The sequence below is a fragment of the Methylobacterium crusticola genome (genome assembly GCF_003574465.1).
Taxonomy (GTDB): Bacteria; Pseudomonadota; Alphaproteobacteria; order Rhizobiales; family Beijerinckiaceae; genus Methylobacterium; species Methylobacterium crusticola.
Genome location: NZ_QOWC01000272.1, coordinates 1 through 8,638, shown reverse-complemented (window position 1 = coordinate 8,638; position 8,638 = coordinate 1). Strand labels below are relative to the sequence as shown.

Genomic DNA, 8,638 nt, shown 5'->3' with positions numbered 1-8,638 from the left:
GCCCGGGGACGGCGCCGGCGCGCTCACGGCCGGGGACGCCTCGGCGGCGCGCGCCGCCCCGGCGCCGCCGGCGAGCAGCACCGCGATGGCGGCCTGAACCGCCGCGCCGGCAGCCCTGCGCGTGGGAGCCATACTCGTCTCCTGCCAACCCGCGACCGAGAAGCGGCCACGCTGCCAATCTAAGCTAGTGGGCCGCCGAAGGCACGCCGTGCGATGGCGCACGTGCCGCTTCGCCGGAGCATAGCGGCGTCCGGGTCACGCCGCGTCCTCGGCCTTCTCGTCGTCGAGGCCGAGTTCCTTGAGCTTGCGGTAGAGGGTCGAGCGCCCGATGCCGAGGCGGCGCGACACCTCCGACATCCGCCCGCGGTAGAACTGGAGCGCGTAGCGGATGATCTCGCCCTCCAGCCCCTCCATGGTCTTCATCTCGCCGGACTCCTCGGTGACGAGGGAGAGGGCGTGGGGATCGCGCACCTCGACCCGGACGATCTCCCGCACCGGCGCGGGGCCGGACCCGGCCTCGGGCAGGCTCGGGGCCGGCGGGATGCGCACGTCGAACCCCTCGACCTGGGCGGCGATCTGGGGGAACTCCGCCACGGTGAGCTCGTCGCCGTCGGCCAGCACCACGGCCCGGAAGAGCGCGTTCTCGAGCTGGCGCACGTTGCCGGGCCAGTCGTAGCGGGCGAGGAGCGCCATCGCCTCCGGGGTGATGCCCCGGACCCGCTTGCCCTCCTCGGCCGCGAAGCGGGCGCAGAACGAGCGCACGAGGTCCGGGATGTCCTCGCGCCGCGCCCGCAAGGGGGGCAGCGTCATCGGGAAGACGTTGAGGCGGTAGTACAGGTCCTCGCGGAAGCGCCCCTGCTTGACGAGGTCGAGGAGCGAGCGGTTCGTCGCCGAGATCAGCCGGATATCGACCCGCACGCTCTTGCGCCCGCCCACGGGATCGACCTCGCCCTCCTGGAGCGCCCGCAGGAGCTTGACCTGGGCGTCGAGGGGCAGCTCGCCGATCTCGTCGAGGAACAGGGTGCCGCCGGAGGCCTCGACGAACTTGCCGAGGTGGCGCTCGGTCGCGCCCGTGAAGGCGCCCTTCTCGTGCCCGAACAGGGTCGACTCGACGAGGTTGTCGGGGATCGCCCCGCAATTGACCGTCACGAAGGGCTTGCCGCGCCGCTCGCCCGAGCCCTGGATGGCGCGGGCCAGCACCTCCTTGCCGACGCCGGACTCGCCCTCGATCAGGACCGGGATGGTGGATTTCGCGGCCCGCTCGGCGAGGCGCGTGACCCGGCCCATGTCGGGGCTCTTCGAGGCCAAGTCCCGGAACGTGAGCGCGCCGGAGGCGCGCCGGCGCATGCGCCGGATCTCGTCCTGGAGCTGGTCGACCTGGAGGGCGTTCTTGATCGAGACCTGGAGCCGCTCGGCGCCCGCGGGCTTGACCACGAAGTCGACGGCGCCGGCCCGCATGGCGTTGACCACGGCGTCGATGGAGCCGTTCGAGGTCTGCACGATGACCGGCGTGTCGATGCCGCTCCGGCGCAGCTCCGCCAGCACGCCGAGCCCGTCGAGCCCCCCCGGCATCACGAGGTCGAGGAGCGCCACGTCGATCCCGTTGTCGGGCGCCCGCAGGGCCGCGAGGCCGGCGGCCCCGCCCTCCGCCAGCACGGCCCCGAAGCCGAGGCGCCGCACCATCGCCTCGGCGAGCCGGCGCTGCACGGGATCGTCGTCGACGATGAGGACCGTGGTCGACATCTCTTCCCCTTCCGGCGCGCGGCCGGGCCCGGCGCCCGGAGGGCCGGGCCGGTGGGCCCGATTCGCGCGGCTGTTCCGTTTCGAACCGGATGCTGGAGCACAACCGTAAAGTCGCCCTTAACGCCAACGGGCCGCTGCCCAGCGCCGCGACGCCGCACGGCGGGCGGCCGCGGGCTCGGTTGATCGCCGCCGGGGAGCGGCCGATATGTCGGTCTCGCGCCCCGCCCCGCCCCCTGCCCGAGAGGATCCCGCACCATGCCGACCAGAGCCGCCGCGCCGTCGGACACCGCCCTGAGCGCCGCCCAGGCCACGGCCCGCGCGGTCGATCTCGGCCCGCTGCCGGAATGGGACCTCTCGGACCTCTACGCGGGCCTCGACGACCCGGCCTTCCCGGCCGACCTCGCGCGCGCCGAGAGCGAGTGCCGCGCCTTCGCGGCGGCCTACCGGGGCCGCGTCGCGGCCCTGGCGGAGGGCGCCGACGCGCCCGACCGGCTCGGCACCGCGGTGGCGGCCTACGAGGCCATCGAGGACCTGCTCGGCCGCCTGATGTCCTACGCGGGCCTCGTCTACTCGGGCGACACCACCGACCCGGGACGGGCGAAGTTCTACGGCGACACCCAGGAGCGCCTGACCGCGGCCTCGAGCGATCTCCTGTTCTTCACCCTCGAGCTCAACCGGGCCGACGACGCGCGCATCGACGCCGCGACGGCGCTGCCGCCCCTCGCGCGCTACCGGCCCTGGCTCGAGGACATCCGGCGCGAGAAGCCCCACCAGCTCAGCGACGAGGCCGAGAAGCTCTTCCTCGAGAAGTCGGTGACCGGCCGGGCGGCCTGGAACCGGCTCTTCGACGAGACCATCGCGTCCCTGCGCTTCCCCCTGCGGGGCGAGGACCTGACGCTCGAGCCGACGCTCAACAGGCTCCAGGACCCCGACGAGGGCGTGCGCCGGGACGCCGCCGCGGCCCTGAGCGGCGTGTTCCGGGCGAACCTGCGGGTCTTCACCCTGATCACCAACACCCTCGCCAAGGACAAGGAGATCTCGGACCGCTGGCGCGGCTTCCCGGACGTCGCGGATGCCCGCCACCTCGCCAACCGGGTCGAGCCCGAGGTGGTGGCGGCCCTGGTCGAGGCCGTGCAGGCGGCCTATCCGCGGCTGTCGCACCGCTACTACCGGTTGAAAGCCCGGTGGTTCAACCGCGACAGCCTGGCCTATTTCGACCGCAACGCGCCGCTGCCGCGGGTCGAGCAGCGCACGATCCCCTGGGCCGAGGCCCGCGAGACGGTGCTGTCGGCCTACGGGGCCTTCTCGCCCCGCATGGCCGAGATCGCCCGGCGGTTCTTCGACGGCAACTGGATCGACGCGCCCGTGCGCCCCGGCAAGGCGCCGGGCGCCTTCGCGCACCCGACGGTGCCCTCCGCCCACCCCTACGTGCTCGTCAACTTCCAGGGCAAGCCCCGGGACGTGATGACGCTCGCCCACGAGCTCGGCCACGGCGTGCACCAGGTGCTGGCCGCCGGCAACGGCGCCCTGATGGCGCCGACGCCCCTCACCCTCGCCGAGACCGCGAGCGTGTTCGGCGAGATGCTGACCTTCCGGCGCGTGCTCGAGGCCACCCGCGACCCGGTGCAGCGCCGGGCGATGCTCGCCGCCAAGGTCGAGGACATGATCAACACGGTGGTGCGCCAGGTCGCGTTCTACGCCTTCGAGCGCAAGATCCACCTCGCCCGGCGCGAGGGCGAGCTGACCTCCGAGCAGATCTGCGCCCTCTGGATGTCGGTGCAGGCCGAGAGCCTCGGGCCCGCGATCGACCTGGATGCGGGCTACGAGCCGTACTGGGCCTACATCCCGCACTTCGTCCACTCGCCTTTCTACGTCTACGCCTACGCCTTCGGCGACTGCCTGGTGAACTCGCTCTACGGCGTCTACAGCCGGGCCGAGGAGGGCTTCGTCGAGCGCTACTTCGCGCTCCTGGCGGCGGGCGGCACCAAGCCCTACGGGGAGCTCCTCGCCCCCTTCGGGCTCGACGCCCGCGACCCGGCCTTCTGGCAGATCGGGCTGTCGATGATCGAGGGCATGATCGCCGAGCTGGAGGCCATGGAGGCCTGAGGCGCCCGCGCGCCGCGGCCGCGCCCCGCCCGGCCGCGGGGCGCGGTCCTCAGGCGGCCGCCTCGGCCCCGATCAGGTCGGCGGCCTTCTCGGCGATCATGAACACCGCCGCCTGGGTGTTGCCCGACACGATGTCGGGCATGATCGAGGCGTCCACCACCCGCAGGCCCCGGACGCCCCGCACCCTCAGGTCCGGGTCGGTGACCGCGAGGGGGTCGCGCCCCATGCGGCAGGTGCCGCAGATGTGGTAGATCGTCTGGCCGTCGCGGCGGGCGAAGGCGAGCCAGTCGTCATCCGTGCGGCAATCCGGGCCCGGGGCGAGCTCGTGCGCGCGGTAGGGGTCCATCGGCGCCTGGTCGACGACGCGGCGGGCGATCTTCATGCCCTCGACCATCGCGCGCCGGTCCTCCTCGGCGGCGAGGAAGTTCGGGCGGATGACCGGGGGCGCCAGGGGGTCGGCCGACGCGGCGTGGATCGTGCCCCGGGATTGCGGCCGCAGCTGCGTGACGCCGACCGTCATGCCGGGCTCCCGGTCGAGCCTGCGCTCGGCCGCGTTGGCGTAGCTCGCGTGCATGAAGAAGTACTGGATGTCGGGGCCCGCGAGGCCCGGGCGCGTGCGCACGAAGCCGTGGGCGAGGCCGGTGCCGAGCGTCAGGATGCCCCGGCGGGTCGCCGCGTACTGCGCCACCGAGAGGGCGAGCCGCAGGCCGCGGGTCGCCTCGTTCAGCGTCACCGGCAGCTTCACCCGCCAGTTCATGCGGGTGCAGTAATGGTCGACGTAGTTGGCGCCCACCCCGGGCGCCGCGTGGCGGACCGGCACCCCGATGGCGCCGAGGATGGCGGGATCGCCGATGCCCGACAGCTCCAGGATCTGCGGCGTCTGGGCGGCGCCGGCCGCCAGGATCACCTCGCCCCGGGCCGCGAAGCGCCGGGCCTCGCCGCCGATCCGGGCCACGACCCCCGTCGCCCGGTCCTCCGAGAAGGTGAGGGAGAGGACGTGGGCGTCCGTCCGGACCGAGAGGTTCGGCCGGCCCCGGGCGGGCGCCAGGTAGGCGTCGGCGGCGCTGGCGCGCCGGCCGGCGCGCTGGTTCACCTGGTAGTAGCCGAAGCCGTCCTGGCTCGCGGCGTTGTAGTCGGGGTTGCGGGGATACCCGGCGGCCCCGGCCGCCGCGATGAAGGCCTCCGCGATGGCGGGCCGCTCGGCCACCTCGACGACCGGCAGGGGCCCGCCCCGGGCGCGCAGCGGACCGGCCGGCCCCCCGTAATCCTCGATCCGCCGGAAGTACGGCAGCACGTCCTCGAAGCCCCAGCCGGTGCAGCCGCGCTGCGCCCAGTGGTCGTAATCCTGCGGCTGGCCGCGGACGTAGATCATGCCGTTGATGAGCGTCGAGCCGCCGAGCCCCCGGCCGCGCGGCACCGCGATGACCCGGCCCCCGGTCGCCTCCTCGGGCTCGGTCCGGAAGCGCCAGTTGTAGACCGGGTTGGTGAGGAGCTTGCTGAAGCCCGCCGGGATCGCGATCCAGGGGTGGCGCGCCCGCCCGCCCGCCTCCAGCAGCAGCACGGTGCGGCGGCCGGAGGCGCTGAGCCGGTTCGCCAGCACGCAGCCGGCGGTGCCGCCGCCGACGATGACGTAGTCGAAGGTCTCGGGCTGGTCGTGCGGCATCGCCTCAGAGCGCTCCCATGTGGCCCGCCATGAGGGCGATCTGGCCCTCGAGCATCGGCCGCCCCCGCTGGATGCGGCAGCCCGCGGCCTCGGCGGCGGCGAGGAGCGGCGTCGTCTCGGGCTCCATGATGGCCTCCGCCACGAAGGGGCGGTCGGCGAGGAGTGAGGCGTCGAGGGGCAGGGGATCGCCCGGCCGCATGCCGAGCGAGGTCCCGTTGACGAGGAGGTCGTGGCCCGGGGCCGCCTGCGTCGCGAGCGAGAGTCCGGGATGGGCGGCGCGCAGGCGCGCCAGGAGCGCGTCCGTCCGGGCGGCGGTCCGGTTGACCACCGTGAGGTGGGCCACGCCCGCCCCCGCGAGGGCGAACGCGATGGCGCTCGCCGCCCCCCCGGCGCCGGCCAGGCAGGCTCGCCGGCCGCGCGGATCCTCGCCGCAGGCCCGCAGCGCCGCCACGAAGCCGAGCCCGTCCAGCATCGTGCCGACCATCCGCCCGTCCGGGTCGCGGCGGACGCAGTTCACGGCCCCGACGAGGCGGGCCTCGGGCGCGACCTCGTCGCAGAGGCCGAGCATGGCGGTCTTGTGCGGCACGGTGGCGATGAAGCCGCCGAGGTTGCGCATCCGGCGCAGGCCGTCGACGGCGCCGGCCAGGCCGTCCGGCGCCACGTGGAACGGGACCAGGACGCCGTCGATGCCGGCCCGCGCGAGGAGCGCGTTCATCACCTGGGGGGTCTTCACGTGGTGGATCGGGTCCGCCAGGATCCCGTAGATGCGGGTGGTTCCGGTGATCTCTCGCATGCCGCTCGCTCGTCTGTCGTCCCCGCGCGCCCCGGGCCCGTCACGTCATGGAGAGGCCGCCCGCGACGTCGACCGTCTGGCCCGTCACGAAGCTCGCCTCGGCCGAGGTCAGGTAGAGCGCGAGGTCGGCCACCTCCTCGGGCGCGCCGAGGCGCCCGAGGGGGGTGAGGCGGGCCTGCTCGGCGTTCACCGCCGCGCTCACCGCCAGGACCATCGGCGTCTCGATGCGCCCCGGCGCGATGGCGTTGACCCGGATGCCGAAGGGCCCGAGCTCCGCCGCGAGGTGCTTGGTCAGGCCGATCAGGCCCGCCTTCGAGGCCGCGTAGTGGCAGGCCACGATCGGCGAGTGGGTCTTGCCGGCGATCGACGACATGTTGACGATCCAGCCGCGCCCGGCCTCCCGCATGGCGGGGACGAGCGCCCGCACGGTGTTGAACGCCCCCGACAGGTTGACGGCGATCACCCGGTCCCACTCGGCCGGGTCCATCTCCCAGGCCTTGTGGGCGACGCCCCCGTGCTTGGGCGAGATGCCGGCGTTGTTGATCACCGTGTCGAAGGAGGCGCCGAGGGCGGCGGCCGCCGCCGCGAGGGCGTCCGCCACGGCCGCGTAGTCGGCGACGTCGAGGCGGAGCGGGTGCGCGCGCCCGCCCGCGGCCTCGATCAGCCCCACGGTCGCCGCGACGTCGTCCGGGGTGACGTCGGCGACGCCGACGGTCGCGCCGCGGGCGGCGAAGCCCGCGGCGATCGCCCGGCCGATGCCGCGGCCCGCCCCCGTCACCAGCACGCACCGGCCGGCATGGCTCGGCCGCCGCTCGAGGCCGGCCGGATTGGTCTCGCGTGTCGCCATCTCAGATCCCCAGATAGGCCCGCCGGACGTGGTCGTTGGCGAGGAGCGCCCGGGCGTCGTCCCGCAGCACGATCTCGCCGTTCTCCAGGACGTAGCCGCGGTCGGCGACCTGGAGCGTGTGGAACACGTTCTGCTCCACGATCAGCACGGTGACGCCGGTGCGCACGATCCGGTCGACGACCGCGAAGACCTGGGCGACGACGAGCGGCGCGAGGCCGAGGGAGGGCTCGTCGAACATCAGGAGCTTGGGCCGGGCCATCATGCCGCGCGCGATGGCGACCATCTGCTGCTCGCCCCCCGACAGCGAGCCGGCGTTCTGGCCCAGGCGCTCGCGCACCCGGGGGAAGAGGTCCAGCACCTCGTCGAGCGTCCGCGCCTGCCGCTGCCGCGCCGCCCGGCGGTAGGCGCCCATGAGCAGGTTCTCGCGCACCGTCATCTCGGGGAAGAGCTGGCGGCCCTCCGGGACGAGGGTCACGCCCCGCTCCACCATCCGGTGGCCGGAGAGCCGCGTGACGTCCTCGCCCTCGAAGGTGATGCGCCCGCTGCTCGGGGCGAGGAGGCCCGCCACGGTGCGCAGCGTCGTGGTCTTGCCGGCGCCGTTGGCGCCGATGATGGTGACGACCTCGCCGGCCCCGACCTCGAGCGAGACGTCGTGCAGGATGGTGGTGGCGCCGTAGCCCGCGTGGACGCCCTCAAGCGTGAGCATGGGCGAAGTCCTGGCCGAGGTAGGCCTCGATGACGGCGGGGTCGCGCACCACCTCCTGCGGCCGGCCCTGCGCGATGATGCGCCCGGAATTGAGCACGATCACCCGGTCCGACAGCGACATCACCGCCTGCATCACGTGCTCGATGGCGATGATGCTGACGCCGCCGTCCCGGATCGCGAGCATCAGGTCGATGGCGCGGCGCACGTCCGTCTGGTTGATGCCGGCCATGACCTCGTCGAGCAGGAGGATGCGGGGCCGCATCGCCATCACGCGGGCCACCTCCAGGCGCTTGAAGCCCCCGATGGTCAGGCCCCGGGCCTCGACGTCGAGCCAGGGGCCGAGGCCCATCCGGCGGGCGGTCTCGCGCGCCACCGCCCGGGCCTCGCGCACGTCCGCGTGCCGGTGGAAGGCCCCCACCATGATGTTCTCCTCGACCGTCATCGCGGCGAAGGGCTGGACGATCTGGAAGGTGCGCCCGACGCCGAGGGCCGCGAAGTCGGCCGGCGTCGCGGGGCTGCGCCAGGTCCCGTCCGGGCCCCGCACCGCGACCCGGCCCGCGTCGGGCCTGAGGAAGCCCGAGACCATGTTGAAGACCGTGGTCTTGCCGGCGCCGTTCGGGCCGATGAGGCCGAGGATCTCGCCCTCCCGCAGCGAGAAGCCGACGTCGTTCGTCACGTGCAGGCCGCCGAAGCGCTTCTGGAGGCCCTCGACCCGCAGGATGTCCTCCCCGATGGGCGGGGGGGCGGCGCGGGCCGCGGGCGCCGCCGGCACCGGGGCGG

At 74.3% G+C, this 8,638-nt stretch carries 7 protein-coding genes; 1 reads left to right on the top strand and 6 read right to left on the bottom strand.

Going from position 1 to position 8,638, the window contains the following annotated elements; translation table 11 throughout:
- Positions 1-255: 255 nt before the first annotated feature.
- Positions 256-1,743, bottom strand: a complete 1,488-nt coding sequence (locus DT057_RS32755) for a sigma-54-dependent transcriptional regulator (RefSeq protein WP_128566210.1) — start codon at positions 1,741-1,743, stop codon at positions 256-258.
- 255 nt (positions 1,744-1,998) lie between these two features.
- Here DT057_RS32755 and DT057_RS32750 point away from each other — a divergent pair, with 255 nt between their 5' ends.
- A complete protein-coding gene (locus DT057_RS32750) occupies positions 1,999-3,849 on the top strand; it encodes a M3 family oligoendopeptidase (RefSeq protein ID WP_128566209.1) in 1,851 nt (616 codons plus the stop codon).
- Between the two features lie 49 nt (positions 3,850-3,898).
- Here the strand turns inward: DT057_RS32750 and DT057_RS32745 are convergent, their stop codons facing one another.
- From DT057_RS32745 to DT057_RS32725, 5 genes are all read right to left on the bottom strand, one after another.
- Positions 3,899-5,512, bottom strand: coding sequence for a GMC family oxidoreductase (locus DT057_RS32745; protein ID WP_128566208.1), 1,614 nt, complete (start codon positions 5,510-5,512; stop codon positions 3,899-3,901).
- 4 nt (positions 5,513-5,516) lie between these two features.
- Positions 5,517-6,305 carry a shikimate dehydrogenase family protein gene (locus DT057_RS32740; RefSeq protein WP_128566207.1) on the bottom strand — a complete coding sequence of 263 codons (789 nt, stop codon included), beginning with the start codon at positions 6,303-6,305 and terminating at the stop codon, positions 5,517-5,519.
- 40 nt (positions 6,306-6,345) lie between these two features.
- Positions 6,346-7,152: a 3-oxoacyl-ACP reductase FabG gene (gene fabG, locus DT057_RS32735; RefSeq protein WP_128566206.1), complete on the bottom strand. Its 807-nt coding sequence runs from the start codon at positions 7,150-7,152 to the stop codon at positions 6,346-6,348.
- Between the two features lies 1 nt (position 7,153).
- On the bottom strand, positions 7,154-7,858 hold the full coding sequence (locus DT057_RS32730; protein ID WP_128566205.1) for an ABC transporter ATP-binding protein: 705 nt from the start codon (positions 7,856-7,858) through the stop codon (positions 7,154-7,156).
- On the bottom strand, positions 7,845-8,638 hold a 794-nt coding region (locus tag DT057_RS32725; protein WP_162501583.1), incomplete at its 5' end, for an ABC transporter ATP-binding protein. The genes DT057_RS32730 and DT057_RS32725, both read right to left, overlap by 14 nt.